This is a genomic window from Nocardia sp. NPDC059764, from assembly GCF_042732555.1.
Taxonomy (GTDB): domain Bacteria; phylum Actinomycetota; class Actinomycetes; order Mycobacteriales; family Mycobacteriaceae; genus Nocardia.
Genome location: NZ_JBHWHH010000186.1, coordinates 1 through 14,184 on the forward strand (window position 1 = coordinate 1; position 14,184 = coordinate 14,184).

Annotated in this window: 19 protein-coding genes and 1 pseudogene; 10 read left to right on the forward strand and 10 right to left on the reverse strand. The window is 66.3% G+C overall.

Translation table 11 applies throughout. The features are described from left to right. The coding region (locus tag ACFV4K_RS29685; protein ID WP_379279374.1) for a sensor histidine kinase at nucleotides 1-1,078 on the reverse strand (1,078 nt) is incomplete at its 3' end. A 190-nt stretch (nucleotides 1,079-1,268) separates the two neighbouring features. Between ACFV4K_RS29685 and ACFV4K_RS29690 the strand changes: the two genes are divergently transcribed. The 5 genes from ACFV4K_RS29690 (at nucleotide 1,269) to ACFV4K_RS29710 (ending at nucleotide 2,835) form a co-directional block, all read left to right on the forward strand. Next, a complete protein-coding gene (locus ACFV4K_RS29690) occupies nucleotides 1,269-1,613 on the forward strand; it encodes a DUF6223 family protein (protein WP_379279375.1) in 345 nt (114 codons plus the stop codon). Nucleotides 1,614-1,825: 212 nt separating this feature from the next. Further along, nucleotides 1,826-1,972 (forward strand): hypothetical protein, encoded by a 147-nt coding sequence (locus ACFV4K_RS29695; RefSeq protein WP_379279377.1) that lies wholly within the window; start codon nucleotides 1,826-1,828, stop codon nucleotides 1,970-1,972. 6 nt (nucleotides 1,973-1,978) lie between these two features. After that, nucleotides 1,979-2,119 carry a hypothetical protein gene (locus ACFV4K_RS29700; protein ID WP_379279378.1) on the forward strand — a complete coding sequence of 47 codons (141 nt, stop codon included), beginning with the start codon at nucleotides 1,979-1,981 and terminating at the stop codon, nucleotides 2,117-2,119. A gap of 165 nt (nucleotides 2,120-2,284) precedes the next feature. Beyond that, entirely contained in the window at nucleotides 2,285-2,524 is a 240-nt protein-coding gene (locus tag ACFV4K_RS29705; RefSeq protein ID WP_379279380.1) for a hypothetical protein, read from the forward strand. A gap of 155 nt (nucleotides 2,525-2,679) precedes the next feature. After that, nucleotides 2,680-2,835 carry a hypothetical protein gene (locus tag ACFV4K_RS29710; RefSeq protein WP_379279381.1) on the forward strand — a complete coding sequence of 52 codons (156 nt, stop codon included), beginning with the start codon at nucleotides 2,680-2,682 and terminating at the stop codon, nucleotides 2,833-2,835. Here ACFV4K_RS29710 and ACFV4K_RS29715 read toward each other — a convergent pair. After that, the gene (locus ACFV4K_RS29715; RefSeq protein WP_379279383.1) at nucleotides 2,832-3,608 is read right to left on the reverse strand and encodes a dienelactone hydrolase family protein; all 777 of its coding nucleotides are present in this window, start codon (nucleotides 3,606-3,608) and stop codon (nucleotides 2,832-2,834) included. The genes ACFV4K_RS29710 and ACFV4K_RS29715 overlap by 4 nt on opposite strands. A 199-nt stretch (nucleotides 3,609-3,807) precedes the next feature. Here ACFV4K_RS29715 and ACFV4K_RS29720 point away from each other — a divergent pair, with 199 nt between their 5' ends. Continuing rightward, nucleotides 3,808-4,215: an SgcJ/EcaC family oxidoreductase gene (locus ACFV4K_RS29720; RefSeq protein ID WP_379279385.1), complete on the forward strand. Its 408-nt coding sequence runs from the start codon at nucleotides 3,808-3,810 to the stop codon at nucleotides 4,213-4,215. A gap of 24 nt (nucleotides 4,216-4,239) precedes the next feature. Here the strand turns inward: ACFV4K_RS29720 and ACFV4K_RS29725 are convergent, their stop codons facing one another. Further along, nucleotides 4,240-5,115: an NAD(P)-dependent oxidoreductase gene (locus tag ACFV4K_RS29725; protein WP_379279386.1), complete on the reverse strand. Its 876-nt coding sequence runs from the start codon at nucleotides 5,113-5,115 to the stop codon at nucleotides 4,240-4,242. Nucleotides 5,116-5,228: 113 nt separating this feature from the next. Here ACFV4K_RS29725 and ACFV4K_RS29730 point away from each other — a divergent pair, with 113 nt between their 5' ends. Together ACFV4K_RS29730 and ACFV4K_RS29735 are read left to right on the forward strand one after the other, a co-directional pair. After that, entirely contained in the window at nucleotides 5,229-5,837 is a 609-nt protein-coding gene (locus tag ACFV4K_RS29730; RefSeq protein WP_379279388.1) for a CGNR zinc finger domain-containing protein, read from the forward strand. Between the two features lie 149 nt (nucleotides 5,838-5,986). Continuing rightward, the gene (locus ACFV4K_RS29735; protein ID WP_379279389.1) at nucleotides 5,987-6,157 is read left to right on the forward strand and encodes a hypothetical protein; all 171 of its coding nucleotides are present in this window, start codon (nucleotides 5,987-5,989) and stop codon (nucleotides 6,155-6,157) included. 165 nt (nucleotides 6,158-6,322) lie between these two features. Here the strand turns inward: ACFV4K_RS29735 and ACFV4K_RS29740 are convergent, their stop codons facing one another. The 5 genes and pseudogenes from ACFV4K_RS29740 to ACFV4K_RS29760 all read right to left on the reverse strand — a co-directional run bounded on the left by ACFV4K_RS29740 (nucleotide 6,323) and on the right by ACFV4K_RS29760 (nucleotide 8,938). Then, the gene (locus ACFV4K_RS29740; RefSeq protein WP_379279391.1) at nucleotides 6,323-6,721 is read right to left on the reverse strand and encodes a hypothetical protein; all 399 of its coding nucleotides are present in this window, start codon (nucleotides 6,719-6,721) and stop codon (nucleotides 6,323-6,325) included. A 223-nt stretch (nucleotides 6,722-6,944) separates the two neighbouring features. Next, nucleotides 6,945-7,100 carry a hypothetical protein gene (locus tag ACFV4K_RS29745; RefSeq protein WP_379279392.1) on the reverse strand — a complete coding sequence of 52 codons (156 nt, stop codon included), beginning with the start codon at nucleotides 7,098-7,100 and terminating at the stop codon, nucleotides 6,945-6,947. Between the two features lie 45 nt (nucleotides 7,101-7,145). After that, a pseudogene (locus tag ACFV4K_RS29750) lies at nucleotides 7,146-7,241 on the reverse strand (MarR family transcriptional regulator); the annotation flags it as partial. Next, nucleotides 7,242-7,985 (reverse strand): DUF1214 domain-containing protein, encoded by a 744-nt coding sequence (locus ACFV4K_RS29755; protein ID WP_379279394.1) that lies wholly within the window; start codon nucleotides 7,983-7,985, stop codon nucleotides 7,242-7,244. It lies immediately after the preceding pseudogene. A gap of 71 nt (nucleotides 7,986-8,056) precedes the next feature. Beyond that, nucleotides 8,057-8,938, reverse strand: coding sequence for a DUF1254 domain-containing protein (locus ACFV4K_RS29760; RefSeq protein WP_379279395.1), 882 nt, complete (start codon nucleotides 8,936-8,938; stop codon nucleotides 8,057-8,059). A 1,116-nt stretch (nucleotides 8,939-10,054) separates the two neighbouring features. On the opposite strand from ACFV4K_RS29760, the gene ACFV4K_RS29765 reads away from it, so the two are divergent. Next, nucleotides 10,055-10,507 carry an STAS domain-containing protein gene (locus tag ACFV4K_RS29765; protein ID WP_379279396.1) on the forward strand — a complete coding sequence of 151 codons (453 nt, stop codon included), beginning with the start codon at nucleotides 10,055-10,057 and terminating at the stop codon, nucleotides 10,505-10,507. Between the two features lie 209 nt (nucleotides 10,508-10,716). Here the strand turns inward: ACFV4K_RS29765 and ACFV4K_RS29770 are convergent, their stop codons facing one another. Both ACFV4K_RS29770 and ACFV4K_RS29775 read right to left on the reverse strand, forming a co-directional pair. Further along, nucleotides 10,717-11,376: a hypothetical protein gene (locus ACFV4K_RS29770; RefSeq protein WP_379279397.1), complete on the reverse strand. Its 660-nt coding sequence runs from the start codon at nucleotides 11,374-11,376 to the stop codon at nucleotides 10,717-10,719. A gap of 761 nt (nucleotides 11,377-12,137) precedes the next feature. After that, nucleotides 12,138-12,662, reverse strand: a complete 525-nt coding sequence (locus ACFV4K_RS29775) for a hypothetical protein (RefSeq protein WP_379279398.1) — start codon at nucleotides 12,660-12,662, stop codon at nucleotides 12,138-12,140. 617 nt (nucleotides 12,663-13,279) lie between these two features. On the opposite strand from ACFV4K_RS29775, the gene ACFV4K_RS29780 reads away from it, so the two are divergent. After that, on the forward strand, nucleotides 13,280-14,158 hold the full coding sequence (locus ACFV4K_RS29780) for a hypothetical protein (protein ID WP_379279399.1): 879 nt from the start codon (nucleotides 13,280-13,282) through the stop codon (nucleotides 14,156-14,158). Nucleotides 14,159-14,184: the final 26 nt, after the last annotated feature.

The window sequence follows — 14,184 nt, forward strand, 5'->3', positions numbered from 1 at the left end:
CACCCGGCCCCGCCGGGGGCGGGTGGGCGGAGCCGGTTCGCCCCGCGTCGGTGATCCTGATCCGCAGGGTGTCGGCGTCGTGGTCGAGCACGATCGTCACCCGCGTCGGGCCGACATGGCGGATCACGTTGGTGATGGACTCCTGCACGATGCGGTAGGCGGCCGCACTCACCGCACTCGGTAAAACCACTGTGGGAGACAGGTTTTCGGACATGTCGACATCGAGACCGGCCGCGCGCGCCCGGTCGGCCAGCTCCGGGACCCGATCCAGGCCGGGGTACGGCGAACGCTCGTCGTCACCATCGTCGCGCAGCACGCCGAGCACCGCCCGCATCTCGCCGAGGGCCCGCGAACTGGTCTGTTCGATGGCGCGCAGCGCTTCTCGCGCCTGTTCCGGTTTCCGGTCCAGCACATGCGCGGTGACACCGGCCTGCACATTGATGACGGCGATGGCGTGTGCGACGGTGTCGTGCACTTCGCGCGCGATGCGCAACCGTTCGGCATCGACGCGGGCCCGCGCCTCCTCCTCTCGCGTGCGCTCGGCCAGCTCGGCCCGCCGCTGGGCCTCGACGGCGATCACCCGCCGGGTCCGCACCGACTCCCCCAGCGCCGCACTCATCACCGACGCGCCGATCCGGAAGTACACCCACCCGATGGCGGCGCGCGGCTCGATCCCGATCGAGGTGATCAGCCATACGGCCGAGAGCATGCCGATCCCGGTCCCGGCCAGCACCAACGATCGGAGCCCGTCGCCGGTGGCGGCCAGGGTGTACAGCGCGACGAACAGAGCGAGCCAGGTCGGCCCGTCCGGAAATCCGCAACCGTAGTACACGATGCTGGCGATCGCGGTCGTGACGAAAACCGCTGCGGGCCACCGTCGGCGGGCCACGATGGCCACGCCACTCACGATCAGCAGTGCGTATCCCAGGAACCCGAGGTCGGTCAGCGGCCGCGCCCCCACCTCGCCGATATTGCGCACCACGGTGCCCTGCACCTGCATTACGGTGATGAAGAGCGTGAGCGCCAGGTCCTGTACCCACACGGGTGGCCGCGGGATCAGCGCACGATGCTCCTCCATGCAGCGATGGTAGGTCGCACTCCGGCACGGATCCTCACCCTATGGTCGCGACCGACTACGTCAACGAACGTAGACGGGCGCCGAAACCCTACGCGGAACTGCGCATTCACTCCCGTTCCGGGACGGAGGCGGACCGACTGGCCCGCCGCGATCATCGAAGTCGTCGATCCCGTCAGCAAGGAGACCCGCCATGCTCGTCCACCACCTGTCCGCCGCGTCCGCCCCGATCTGGCTCGCCGTCGGCGGATACGGCCCCGGCTCAGGCAGATTCGGCGCCAACGTCGCCGCCCTGATCGCCCTGGCCGCCCTCGCCACCGCCTTCCTCGCCCGATCCCGCTTCCGCAGCACTCCGACCGCCGCGTTGCTCGCTCAGGCGATCGGCCTGATCGCCATGAATCTCGCGGTCTGGCACGTGGCCCGGTCCGCGGCCGGTTTCGGCACCGGCAACGGCCGGGCGGGCGGGATCGTCGCCGCCGCGATCGCCCTGGCCGCGCTGGTTCTCGCCGCCCGAACCCTCGCCCGTCCGCGCGACTGACAGACGCGGGTTGTCGCCTATCCCGGAATGACTGCTTCTGTTCTCTTCCGCGCCGACCTACGCTCCCTTCGCACGGACGCCCGGTACACGCGTCCGCTCCGATGCGAATGAATTGGCGACTGTGGCAGGGCTTCTCAGCGCCGCACAGCGGTCACCGCCCGCTGGGACGCATCGGTGACCCTCTGGATCACATGCGGAGATACAAGGGACACATGCAGTCGAATTCCGTCCGCCGCACGGCGGCTCTGGCGGCGATCGCCGCACTGCCCGCCGGGCTGCTGACCGTGAGCACGGGAGTCGCGACCGCCGACTCGCCGACCACTTGCAACCAGGCCAGCCACGACACCAAGTCGGGCTGATTCACCGTGGGAGTCACCCACACCTACGACAAGAAGGTCGAGGTGACCGAGGCCGCGCCGGGCACGAAGGTCACCTATCAAGAGGTCGTGGAGGAATCCCAGCACGGACTGGGCTGTCCCGCGAATCCCGCCGGTTTGCGGGTCTGACCGGGCGACTCATTGCCCGCTGGACCCCGCCGAGCTTCGCGGACGCCGCCCCTGACCTGGGCTGCTTAAAGCACAGTGCTGCAACATCCGCGCAAATCGGGCGAACTTTGGGCTAGCTTCCGAAGGGTGCGTTCGCTGTGGGCACTCGGCATGAGGAGGCATCCCATGAGATCCAAGCGCGCGGCGTCGGGGCTGGCTACGGCCATTCTCGCAATAGCGTTCGGCTCCGGCATGGCCGCCGCCGATCCAGATGATCCAGGCACCGCGGGCACGGGCCCCGATTCGGAGCTCTGCCCCTACCCCGATGTGAACAATCCGTATTGCACGTACTTCCCCGATGATCACAACAACGAGGGCGATATGGGCAACGGTCACGACGAAGGGGGCATGGGCGGCCACCGCTGAACCAGTCTGCCAGGAGCCGAGCCCCCAGATCCGGACACCGGGCGGGGGCTCAGCTCTCTGCGTTGTGCCGCCACCGAACCGACTGCCCGTCCGGCGTCGAATACTGGATGGATTACCTCAGCCGAGGCGATCCACAACCGACAGAAGGGCACGTCATGGCGGAGAAGGAACCGGCTGCGGAGCCCCCTCGTCTCGAAGAGGTCAACACCTCCGACGGCGCTGCGGCCGACAAGACCAAGAGGCTCTCGAATTTCACGATGTCGGATTACCCGCAGAGTGACGCGTTCGATCCGCTGGAGGGTTCCAGCTAGTTTCCCTCCGCTACCGGTTGCAGGTTGCGGTCGAAGAGGGCCAGCAGTTCGCGGTAGTGCCGTTCGGCCGATGCGGGGTCGTAGGCCGCGGTGTCGGCCTGGGTGTAGCCGTGCTGGGCACCTTCGTAGACCTCGGTGCGGTGGCGGACGCCGGCGGCGTCGAGTGCCTTGTCGAACCGGTCGATGTGTTCCGGGGTCATGTGGTGATCCTCGCCCGCGTGGGCGAAATACAGTTCCGCGGTGATGTTTCCGAGCGTCAGGTGCGGGCTGTCCGGGGTGTCGGTGACGAGTGGACCGCCGTGGAATCCGGCGACCGCACCGATCCGATCGGGGAACATGGCGGCGGCCATGACCGCCAGCCGGGCACCCATGCAGTAGCCGGTGACGCCGACCTTTCCGGCGGCGACCCGCGGTGACGCTGCCAGCCAGTCGAGGTAGGCGCCGATATCGGAGCGCAGCACGTCCGGGGTCAGCTCGCGGATCATCGGAGAGACCTGCTGGAAGATCTCCGGCCGCTGCGCGGGATCGATCAAGTCCGGCAGCTCGATCACCGGCGCCCGGCCGTGCCGGTAGTAGGCGTTCGGCACCAGCACCGTATAGCCATGGGCGGCAATGCGATCGGCCAACTTCCGCAGGCTGGGCCGCAGCCCGAATCCGTCCTGGATCACCAGCACGCCCGGATGGGCGGCACCATCGTCGGGGTAGGTGACATAGGCGTCGGCGACACCATCGGGGGTGCGCACGTCCACCGGCATATCGTGTGTTGCGGTCATCGTCGAATCCTTCTGTCGTAGTTGATGTCCTGTGAATCAATACGATGAGGTGGATCCCGCGCGGCGCTCAGGAGAGCACCGGGTAACCAATCCGTGTGCGGCGCAAGCCAGTCCCGGTAGTCATCAACCCCACACTGTAATCGAACCAACGATCTTGGTCACTTGACCTCGAGTGGGGTTGGGGTTCGAAGATTGCTCCATGACAACCACGGAACTCGAGCAGACCGAAGACATCGCCGCCATCCACGCCGTCGTGGCCGCGGTGACCAAGGCGCAGCGCGCCGAGGACGCCGACGCCTTCCTCGCCCTGTTCCACCCCGACGCCATCTGGACCACCGGCGGCGGCAAATTCCTCAACGGCCTCACCGAGATCTCCGAGTTCACCCGCGCCGTCCTCCCCGGCGCCACCAAGGATGGCTACGCCACCTACGAGCCGTTCTTCATCCGCTTCATTCGCCCCGACGTGGCCGCGGTCAAAGTCCGCCAGCAGTACTTCAACCACGCCGACGAACTCCAGGCCGAGGGCACACCGCTGTACGGCATGACCAAGGAGGACGGCCGCTGGCTCCTCACCTTCTGCCAGAACACCCCGGTCGCCGACCACTGACACCCGGCGATCACCGGGCGGGGCTCAAACAGCCTGTGCGCGTGGCTGCTGTTCCGCGATGACCGCCCAGTCGTCCGCCCCACGACCCTCGGCGACGGCCTGATCGAAGACATCCCGCAGCAGCTGGCCGATCGGGAGCGGAATCTCGTGGTCCGTCGCCGCCTGCAGCGCGAGGTGGAGATCCTTGCGGCCGAGAACCGTGGTGAATCCCGCTGGCCGGTAACGCCGTTCAGCGATGATCGACCCGTAGCCGGTGTACACCGGCCCAGGAAAGAGGGTCGACGTCAGCAGTTCGACGAACCTCCCGGAGTCGACACCGGCGCCTTCCGCGAGGCTGACGGCCTCGCCCAGCGACTGGATCGTGCAGGCGATCAGGTAGTTCCCGAGGATCTTCACGATATTGGCCTGCTCCGGACGGTCGCCGAGTCGCCAGGTCCGCGAGCCGATCACATCGAAGAACGGCTGCACGCGGTCGATCAGCGCGCTCTCGCCGGCCGCGAGAATGTTCAGCGCTCCGGCTTCGGCGACCGGAGCCCGGCCGAAAACCGGTGCCGCGACGTACCCGACACCATGCTCGGCATGCGCCGCGCCCGCCTGGCGAGCCAGACCTGTGCTGACTGTTGCGAGGTTGACGTGAACGGTCCCGCCCGGGGTTCCGGCGAGGACGCCGGAGTCGATGAAGGTCTCGGCGACAGCCTGATCGTCGGACAGGACCGAGAACACCACCGGCATCCGCATTGCCTCCGCGACCGAGCCGGCACGCCGGGCCCCCGCCGCCACGAGTTCATCCACAGGTCCATCGGATCGATTCCACACCACGACGTCGTGGCCTGCTTTCACGAGGTTGTGCGCGATGGCGCTTCCCATCGCTCCCAGACCTATGACCGCGATGCCACTCATGAGCACCCCTCTCCATGAACCGTCCAAGACGGTTCAACAATGCCATGGGGTTACCATCATGTCGAACCAGCTAAGACGGTTCGAGTGCTGCTGTGGTTACTTGGGAGGCTGGAATGACCGACGACATTCGGCAGGTGTTCCGAATGGACAACGAGGTCCTGGCCTTCCGGTTCACAGCCACCGTCAGCGATCGCGGCGGCTCGGTGCCACACGAGCGACTGGATGCCCCCGCACGACTCGAATCGTGGCTGCGGGCCGCGGAGTTCGACGTCGCAGCGGTGTCGACGACCGATCTGGAGGACGCCGTCGAACTGCGCGAAGCGATCTATCGGATCGGATCGGCGATCGCCGCGGGTGAACAGCCGGATTCCGGAGATATCCACACCCTCAACGCATTCGCCGCGGCCGGGCACGCGAAAGCCACGCTGGAACACGGCGAACACGCGACCTGGCGCCTGACGAAGACCGCCCCGGTCCGGGACGCCCTCGGGGTCCTGGCCACCAACGCCATCCACACCCTCGGAGGCCCCGACCGCGGCCGCGTCAAGAACTGCGAAGGCCCCGGCTGCGCCGGACTCTTCCTCGACACGAGCCGCGGATCCAACCGACGCTGGTGCTCCATGAACACCTGCGGCAACAAGGTCAAGAAGTCACGGCTCGCCGCGAACCGACCCGACAAAGCCGCGGTCAGGCCCATCGACAACGTGGCCCGCACCAGCTAGTCGGCGGGAGAGAAGGTCGAAGACGCCTTCAAGCACTGACCTGGTACCGCGACCGTTCGGAGGGACGATCACTCGCAATGCCGTACGACAGCATGCTTGTTAGCGAAGTGATCATTCGGGTAAGCGGTGGTCAGAGGAGGTGCAAAGACATGGTTGCTCTACTGCTCGTGCTGCTGCTCGCCCTGGTTCTGTTCGGAGCGGGTTTCGCGCTGAAAGCCTTGTGGTGGGTCGCGGTCGTGGTGCTGGTGTTGTGGATCCTCGGATTCTTCTTCGCCGGTTCCGACGCGGCCGGGACCCGAAAACGCTGGTACCGCTGGTGAATCAGCAGTACGGCCGGGGTGGGCCGAGCACCGCGGCCATCCCGACACAGCCTAGTCATCAGCCCGGCATCTGGTGCTCCATGAACACCTGCGGCAACAAGGTCAAGAAGTCACGCCTCGCCGCGAGCCGACCCGACAAAGGCCGCGCTCGGCGAAGTCGAGTGGTTATCGCGGGTCTGGGGTTGTACCGGTCCCGTCGGCCAAACCACCGCCGTCGGCGGGGAAGTCGCCACCGTTGCCACCCGACCCGGGGCCATCGGGCCAGCCGCTGCCCCCGCTGACGCCACCCGCCTCATAACCCACCCCGCTGTCACCGGCCCCGCCGTAACCACCGCTGGGATCGTCAGGCTGGTCGTTGTGGTGATGGTGGTGGTTCTGGTTGGACAGCATCGAGTAGAGCATCCATTGCTCGATGCCCGATGATTCGGTGCGTCCCGCACTCCACGCTTCGTTGTCCGGAGTGCTCTCACGCGCTCGACGGCGCCGGGATTCGGAATTCATGGCCAGGATCGCGATGAGCCCCACTATGGCCAGACCAATGAAGAACACGATCGCCATATGCATTCAACCAGGATGACCTGTACAAACGTGGACAGGAAGCCCACACGCCGGGTGCTTCCGCAGTCCTCATGGTGTCCGGCGCGCGGGCGCCAGTCGTCACATGCAGCTGACCGGTACCAGGTTTCGCCGACCGCTCCGCACAGCTGGCTCCAGCGAGCTGGAGTGTGCGCTCATGCCGATGTGGGTACGTCGGCCGCGGACCTCTTTGGGGACCGCCGCGCCGAGGTCACAGCGGGCGGAAGGTCTTGGCCCGCCCGAGATCCAGTGCTTCGCTCATGATGTCGCCGAGCACAGCGCGGGCGGTCGCCACCTGTTCGGCGCCGATGCGTCCGGCGAGCCGGCGCTCGTAGTCGGCATGGAACTCGCGGACGATGCGAAGCATGTCGTCCCCTCTCGGGGCGAGGTGCAGCCGTTTGGCACGCTTGTCGATCGGGTCGGGTCGGCGCTCCACATACCCGTGCCTGACCATCTCGTCGACGACCTTGGCCGCGCCCTGGGCGGTGATGCCGAGCTGTTCGCCCAGTTAGCTTGCGGTGCAGGGGGATTCGGCGAGCGCGCGCAGAACGTACCCGTAGGAAGCGCCGAGGATCACATGGCCGTGCTCGGCGAGGTGGGCGTGCAGCTGCTGCACGAACGACTGATAGGCCTCGCCCAGTAGTACGCCGAAATCCATGTGTTGACGCTCCTTTCGCGAAGCGCTGACCGAACCGGCCGGCGCACACCACCCAGACTCATGGGTCCGGTCAGGAGATCTTCTGGTCGGCGGGTCAGCCGGCGGGGGTGACGGCCGGGCGTTCCAGGTGCCGTCGATGACCGCCTGGTCGGGCCAGTAGGTGCGGAGAAGGACGTTGAAGGGGCCGGAGGCGGGGGCGGAGAGCCAGTTGGATTCTTTTGCCGGACCGGGGTTTTCGCGCTGAATGTGGATGTCGACCGAGCCGTCGGGGTTCTTGGTCAGCGCTTCACCGCGCACTGCGTAGCGGTTGATCGGGTTGTCGACGAAGAAGCCGCGGTCGTTGTACATGGTCAGCGACCAGAAGCCCTTCACCGGCGGGATGCCGTCGGCCGGGAAGTGCAGGACGTACGGGCGGTCGGAGGTGAGCTGGGTGTTCTTGTCGTCGACGGCGGTGGCGGGATAGATCGCGTCCTGCGGCAGGTTCGCGCCCAGGCCGGCGTAGGCGATGATCGCGCGGGTCGCGTAATCGGTTCCGTAGTCGCCGATGCCGCTGCGTGTGATCTGCCAGCCGTTGACCTCCTGCTTACCCTGCACGACCTCGATCTTCGAAAGCGCCTTGGGCCACGCCTGTTCCCAGCGGGTGCGCTCGGATTCCGGCAGCGTGTTCAGGTCGAGCTTCTTGTCCGGGGTCCAGCCGATCGAGGCGAGGGCTTCGAGGAAGGCCTTGTCGTCAGGACGGGCCTGGTTGTGAGAAAGGCTGGCGTAGTACAGGTCCCAGTACTGCTGAGGCTCAGGTCGTGGATGTATTTGGCGACTTCTTGATCCTTGGGCCAGTCCGGGTGCAGCTCGGTGTTCTGCGGCGTGCTGTTGGCGGCGCCGAGCGCGCTGAGCGGGACCGCTGTCAGCTTGTCCTGGATGGCGATGACGTTGGGGACGTCGTCGGGCCCGTTGACCTGGATGCGACCGATCATCCAGCCGGAGTCGGTCGGTAGCCGGTATTCGTGCACGCCCTCTGGCAGACTGCCGTGGAAGTTCGGGCCGACGATGGCGAACTGGTAGCCGCGGACGTCAGCACCGAGGGTGCGCGAGCCCGGGGCCGCGTCGACATTGGTCCACATGTCCAGGATCGGGAACAGGTGATAGCGCCCGCCCATATCGGGCACGCTGACGACCACCGGCTCCTTGGACACATCGAAGAACATCTGCGTGTAGAGCGTGTCGACGTTCGGGCGCACGACCTTGGTGAACTTCGCGTCGGGCAGGAAATTCAGCGGGGCAAGCTGATTCATCGAGGCGACCCCGAGTGACGGGTCCGGCGCCGAGACATTGGTCTGCTGCCGCCGGGTCACCTCGACCGACACCAGCGGATAGGTGTAGGCGTACGCCTGTGCCGCCAAGTCATCGGCCGTCGACGCGGCCGGTGAGCTGGTCGTCGAGGACGAATCCGAAGAATTCGACGAGCACGCCACCGCGGCCGCCGCGAGCGCTGCCACCATCCCCGCCGCCACAATCGCCCGGACCTGCCGGGACTTCGAACTTGTAACCACCGCATCCTCCTGGTTGGATTCACAGCAAGCGTCAGCGCATATTCAGCTACCTTCCTGCGAAGGTAGCTGCAATGCAGGCTTCGATACGAAATTAACTGGACATCGGATCATCCCCACCCACTGCCCAGGCCAGAGACCGTCAACTCGGGGGCGGGAACCGCAATTCAGTGAACATCGAGCGATACCAGCAGACGACACCGCGTCACAGGCTCACTCGGGCACGCCGGAACCCAGCCAGAGGCAGGACACCGCTACCGACCGGCCCACCGTCTGTGGCCCGAAGCCGCTTCCCGCCGGCGTTCGCAAAACGATCGTTTTCCGAACGCCCGCTTGGGGTGAGAGAGGTCGACGAATCCACGGAGTCCGCGCCGAGTCCGCGGGGATGAGCTCGTCGACGCCTGAGGCATGGCTGTATCGCCGCAGCAGGTGAGGCGGTGACGGTTCTCGATACCTCGCCGTCGGCTCATGCCAGGTAGGCATGGCGGCCTGTCGTTCGAGGTCTAGCGTGGATCGGATGGCGAGCAGGGACATCGTGGTGACGGTCGGCGAGGACGACTTGCCGATGCTTCGTGATGCCGCCGAGTGCGCGGGGATGAGCGTGGAGGCCTACGTGTCCTGGGGTGTACGCCTGATGGCGCTGCAGGCCCGCTCGGAGACCGACAAGCAGTGTGGAGCCGCTCCCGGACGGGGCCGACTCAGCCGGTACGACGAACCAGCGAGGAATCGGAATCGGCGGCGTGGACGGAATCCTTCGCGCAGCAGTTGTCGCATCGCGCCGACCACGACCCCCCGGACACCGAGCTGTGGCTGTAGGCACCGCGCGGGCGTGGCGCCCCGGCCGCACGCATGAGTGCACCTACGATGATCAGCGATTATCAGGTCGGGCCACGTCCTGATGACCGCTGTGGAGATTGCCCGCCCCCGCCCGGCCCGGTTCCGGCAGATCCGCTGACGGGCGGGGGTCCACGCGGTGAGAACGCCCGCGGCGGGGAGTCGGGATCTGCTTGCGGGCATACAATGATCACGGTTGAAAAAGCGGCCCTGCCTGCGTCTTTCCGGCAGGGCAGTAACTTGCGGTGCCGTGTCCCTGCGGTCGGGTAAGGGATCTGATGCTGGGTGACGGATCAGTTCCTCAACACGGGTGGTTCGGCTGGAGAGCCGAACCTGCGAGGCACGCTGTTGCACGTCACCCGCAGCAGGCCGTCGCCGTCGATCGTGATCCTGAGCGTCACCGGCGAAGTCGACGCCACCACCATCGACGTTCTGCGCGAACACCTCTCCTGCGCGATCGCCACCACCGGCCGGCTGGTCGTGGTGGACCTGTCGGGAGTGACGTTCCTCAGCGTCTCCGGAATCGAAGCCCTCATCGACGCCGATGACCACGCCCGTGAGCACTACCGCGCTCTGTGCGTGGTCACCGGACCACGCTGCGTGAACCGCATGGTGGAAGTCTGCGGCCCTAACCACCTGATCACGGTCGACACCATCGACGAGGTCCGCGGCCCCAACCCGTGGGTCTCGGACCTCGAAGGGCACCTGCACGCACGGCATCCTGACGCGGGCTGCTGACCATCGTTTTCCGAACAAGGCACCGACGCTTGCACAGATACCGCAATCCGGACATGCGTGCAGGCGCACCGCAACGTCGGCGTCCGTGTGCGAGTGGCGGGGTCGGCTCCAACCCCTGTGGGGTGGCACCCCGACCGGCAGGGGCCCCTGCGCTGAAGCAGGGGCCCCTCTGGGTTTCGACAGGGCGGGCAGTCGGACCGCCCACCTGGTCAGGGCAGTCGTGCGAGTAGCCAGTTGCCCTCTTCCTCGTTGACCAGCGAGGTTTTCGAGGCCGGGCCGGATGCGTAGAGGGCATCGTCGAACTGGGAGCTGTCCGGGTCGTCGCGTGGGCCGAGGCCTTCGAGGTCGCGGGTCCCCGCGCTGGTGATCTTCCCCAACCGCGGCAGCTGAGGCATGGCTCCGACAGTGCTGAGGGCGTCCTGCTCGGCCGCGGTCGGTGTCGTGCTGTCGAGGCTGAAGAAGGCAGCCACCTCATGGGCCATCTGCTTGTCCTCGAGGCGGGCCAGGGCGTAGCGGGTCAGCAGTGCGGCCCGGCCGGCGCCGACGACGGCCAGGGGCTTGGTGCCGTAGCGCATTGCCCGTGTGCGCAGCGCAGCCTCTTCGATCACCTGCTCGGCGGAGTCCCAGTCGGATTTGTCGTCGTAGCCCACCAGGATCACGTCCTTGCCGCGTTGGGCCAATTTCGTCCGCAGTGGGTAGTCCGGGCCGTCCACCCGGTCCGCGAACGCGCCGAGGTCGGTGGGTCCTGGACCGGGTTCGGCGACCACGATCACCGGATCGACGACCTGCGCCGCACCGTTGGCCGGGTACACCCAGGCGGTGCCCCCGCGCAATTTCCACTGATCTGACGGAATGTTGTTGCCACCCATGATCGAACTCCTCTCACGTCGAAAACGAAGAAGGAATCTCCCATCACGCACCCGTGACGGCGTGCAACATCGCCTGGTCACCAGCTACCGAACCGACGGTCACCAGGTGATCTTGATTCTAGGAGAGGCCACACCACCACCAGCCCCGGGCCCGCAGTTCGCGTAGACGCCGCTGGCGCCGCGGATTGCTCGACCCGGATCATCGACCGGAGCAGTCCGACCACACCGGCGATGCCGGCCATGCGACCCGATTCCCCGCTACCGCAGCTCAGCACTGGACACGACCCGCGCGCCCGCCTTCTCGGCGCAGGCCGGCCGTACCTCAAACGAACAGGTTTCCGAACACCCTGTCCTGCGAGAACGTCCGGCCCGTCGACGGAGGGTTTCGCGTTCGGCCCACCATCCTCTGCGAACACGGGCACTCCTGCGTGAGGTGAAGGACGTTTCTGCAGCTGATGGTGTTCGGGAACTCGTTCGTTCAGGCTGAGTCGGCTGTTCGTGCTCGGTTGCGCGCAGGACGTCAGCGGGTCTGCGGGGGATGAGGGCCTCAATAATCCGCTGCATCCGGAGGGGGTCACCCAGGAGACCAAACACGTCGGGGGTCAGGCGGCCGAGACTCAGCGAGAACTGGAGGGAACCGGCGGCGATCCCAGCTGTGCCAAGCGTACGAACCGTGTATGGTTTATTCAGCAGGCCGCACTAGCGGTCTTGAAGTGAACCCGGCAGCCATCCGGACGGTTGGTGAGCCGGGTTTCGCGTATCTATGACAGTTTGCGTACTTCCTTGATGAGCGGTTTCACGCGCAGCCGCCACTCTCCGCCCTTGGCAAAGCACCAGGCCACCGCATCTGACACCCACAACAGCGGCTCCTGATTCGGGCGCTTGTGCTCATAGTTGAAATCTTCGTTGACCTCGAACTTCCGCACCGCGTTGTAGAGCGTGCGGCGGTCGCTTTGGACCAGGGAGTCGTCCTGCTCGATCGTCAATCGTCGGCCACCGATTCCGGCTAGGTCTTCGACAACCGCTGTGAGACAGCTGGTTCGGGCCTCGACCGCGTTCCGGATCCCGCTCGCGTCGTACACGATCACCTGCACGGGAAGCGTGACCAGGATCGAGCAGATCTCGCGGCGCCGCGAGTCTCTCTCCTGCTTGAAGTGGATGCGGCTCTGTCCGGGTAGGCGCTTGGATTGGATGGTCTTGCGCGCCTGCTGCAGGTGGCAGACCTCGGTCAGGGTCGCTGCAACCATCAACCCTTTTTCTTTGGTCTCGTCCACGAACGCGTGCATCCAGCGGTCCTCGGTCTTTCCTCGGCGCAAGCGACCTACGCGCTAGCTCGTCCGATCAAGCCTAGAACTCGTGCGGAAGCTGTTTGTGATCGGAATCTGGACGGGGAGGCTCGATCCCGCTATTCCGGCCAAGGTGTTGATGAATTGATCCGTTCTGCCCCACAGGCGCGTTGAAGGACGCACCGAGCAGGTTTCCAAGACACGGACAGGACGCAACCGGCCTACCAGTGCCGGATCGACCCCCCGGGTGGCCGCGCGGACCGGGATCGAGCAGCTGCTGGTTATCTCGGTCGGCTGCCTCACGGAGTCGCCCGGATGTGTTTGAGTCGCAACCCTTTCCGAATGGTTCGCCGCTCGGTGCAGGCTCGCGACGGCTAGTGTGGGGCAACTCGTCTGCGGGAGGGGTGGGTTCGGTGAAGCGTGTAGTGGCTGCTGGTGTGATCCTGCTGGCGGTGGGGTTGATTGGATGCTCGGCGACGAAGAGTGCTTCAACGGGATTCGTGGTGTCGTCGTTGCGGACGGTCCAAACGTTCGCGCGCACTCAACCGGCCGGACCTGCGCCGCGTGATGCCGCCCGCGGGTGTGTCTTCGACGCGGTGCGGACCACGCTGATCGCGATGGCCGATTCGCCTGCCGGGGTCACCACGAGCACCAAGCTGGTGTACCCGCCCGAGCAGTCGATCGCCGAGCATGCAGGGAACGGGCAAGAGGGACTCGATCTCGAAATCCACGTGAACTCCCGCGCCCACCCGAGCTTCAGCATGCGCGGACGAGTGGCCGCCACCGGCGATCTGGCCAGTGTGGTGAAGAAGTTGCGAACCGGTCAGTTCAGCGACTTCTCGCCCACCGTGGTGGACGAGGTCGCGGTGTTCGACTTCGATCGGCCCAAGGCGACTGCGATCCCGTCGGCGGTGGCCGCGCAGCAGGACGCCGACGACGTGTGCTCCGCGGTGTACGGCCGCGACGGCGCCGGTGGATTCCTGGCGTTCCTGGCCGCGACTTACGGGCTGGACCGCACCGGGCTGCCCGCCCAGTCACCGACCCCGAATTGTCCCGGCGATGTAAACGACTACCGCGACGTCATCCATCCCGACCTCGGCACCCTGCGCATCTCGCTGGTCGGCAAACGCTCCGACGAGAACCTGCCCGACGGCAACGCCTGCATCGCAGTCACCGACTCCAAGGGCACCGACATCACGACCATCGTGGTGACCGCCTATAAGAGCGAGCTGTATTTCGCGCCCACTCCGGTGGACGCCGGGGGCAACCTGTTCGTGCTCTACAACCCCGGCCGCTACGACGGGGTGATGGCCCTGGTGCCGGTCAAAGGTTCGGTGAAATCCATCGACCGCTACAACGCGCGGCTGCTCGGCCCGGGACCCGATGGTCAGTTCACCATCGAGTACAAGCATCACGACTGCACCCCCTCATGCGCGGAGGGGCCGACCACCACCGAGATTCAGCACTGGAACGGCACCGACTATGTGCGCCAATAGAAAACCCGGGCCGGGTGGCTCCGTGC

Coding starts and splice junctions, on each gene's coding strand:
- ACFV4K_RS29690 (WP_379279375.1), top strand. CDS start 1,269: ATGCTCGTCCACCACCTGTCCGCCGCGTCCGCCCCGATCTGGCTCGCC.
- ACFV4K_RS29695 (WP_379279377.1), top strand. CDS start 1,826: ATGCAGTCGAATTCCGTCCGCCGCACGGCGGCTCTGGCGGCGATCGCC.
- ACFV4K_RS29705 (WP_379279380.1), top strand. CDS start 2,285: ATGAGATCCAAGCGCGCGGCGTCGGGGCTGGCTACGGCCATTCTCGCA.
- ACFV4K_RS29710 (WP_379279381.1), top strand. CDS start 2,680: ATGGCGGAGAAGGAACCGGCTGCGGAGCCCCCTCGTCTCGAAGAGGTC.
- ACFV4K_RS29715 (WP_379279383.1), bottom strand. CDS start 3,608: ATGACCGCAACACACGATATGCCGGTGGACGTGCGCACCCCCGATGGT.
- ACFV4K_RS29720 (WP_379279385.1), top strand. CDS start 3,808: ATGACAACCACGGAACTCGAGCAGACCGAAGACATCGCCGCCATCCAC.
- ACFV4K_RS29725 (WP_379279386.1), bottom strand. CDS start 5,115: ATGAGTGGCATCGCGGTCATAGGTCTGGGAGCGATGGGAAGCGCCATC.
- ACFV4K_RS29730 (WP_379279388.1), top strand. CDS start 5,229: ATGACCGACGACATTCGGCAGGTGTTCCGAATGGACAACGAGGTCCTG.
- ACFV4K_RS29735 (WP_379279389.1), top strand. CDS start 5,987: ATGGTTGCTCTACTGCTCGTGCTGCTGCTCGCCCTGGTTCTGTTCGGA.
- ACFV4K_RS29740 (WP_379279391.1), bottom strand. CDS start 6,721: ATGCATATGGCGATCGTGTTCTTCATTGGTCTGGCCATAGTGGGGCTC.
- ACFV4K_RS29745 (WP_379279392.1), bottom strand. CDS start 7,100: ATGCTTCGCATCGTCCGCGAGTTCCATGCCGACTACGAGCGCCGGCTC.
- ACFV4K_RS29770 (WP_379279397.1), bottom strand. CDS start 11,376: ATGGGTGGCAACAACATTCCGTCAGATCAGTGGAAATTGCGCGGGGGC.
- ACFV4K_RS29775 (WP_379279398.1), bottom strand. CDS start 12,662: ATGCACGCGTTCGTGGACGAGACCAAAGAAAAAGGGTTGATGGTTGCA.
- ACFV4K_RS29780 (WP_379279399.1), top strand. CDS start 13,280: ATGGCCGATTCGCCTGCCGGGGTCACCACGAGCACCAAGCTGGTGTAC.